Raw genomic sequence first — 854 nt, forward strand, 5'->3', positions numbered from 1 at the left:
CTTGAGCCGTTTGTTATGTTGATCGAGAAAATGGCTACTTACTTCCTATTTCATTGAAATAATCATCAATTATCCTTTGATATGCACCATTTTCTTTCATTGTCCTTAGCGTATGGTCAATCTTTTTTACTAAATCCAAATGTTGATTTTTTTTAGAAAATGCAATGTAGCTTGGCGTTGACTCTAATGGTGGAGTTTCCAAGTAAATATCATTAGTTACACCCATTTGAGCGGCTATATATCTTGCACCAAACTCATTATTGACCCAAAAATCAACTCTGTTAGAAAGTAACATTAGGACACACTGCTCCGCTGAATTAACTTTGTATATTGCTTTAAAGTTGTTTTGAGCTAGCATGCTGTCTAACCAAGTCCCATAACTAACATTATTGACCAAACAGATACTTAATTCCTTGATATTTGACTTACCCCAAATAACATGACTTACATTTGGCCTAATAATTATAATATTTTGATTAAATAGCACTTCATTATTATAGTCAGCAAATTTTTCTCTTTCTGGTGTTTTAAACGCTGTAAATATTGCATCAGCCGTACCATTTTCCACATAACTGATTGCTCTTCCCCATGGCAAAATATTTATTTTAATGGGTGTATCTATTTGTTGGAAAATATCTCTTAGTAGTCTTACAGCAACACCATCAAGCTTATCTTTATCCTGAGTTATATACGGGGGATAATCCAGTGTCACTAACTTAATTTCTGCTCTAGACATGCTTGGGATTATTAGTAACCACAAAATAAACAACATCTGTTTCATATCAAATTTTCCCCTCAATGCCATTATGTAGTCAGTATAGACAAAAGAGTATGATAAACATAACGCCCGGCTA

1 protein-coding gene is annotated in these 854 nt (G+C 33.5%); it reads right to left on the reverse strand.

What is annotated here, in order from left to right:
• Nucleotides 1-34: 34 nt before the first annotated feature.
• Nucleotides 35-854, reverse strand: an 820-nt coding sequence (locus tag PL85_RS18590) for a substrate-binding periplasmic protein (protein WP_214654272.1), incomplete at its 5' end; no start/stop codon positions are given.

It is taken from the genome of Vibrio anguillarum (genome assembly GCF_001989995.2).
GTDB lineage: Bacteria > Pseudomonadota > Gammaproteobacteria > Enterobacterales > Vibrionaceae > Vibrio > Vibrio anguillarum.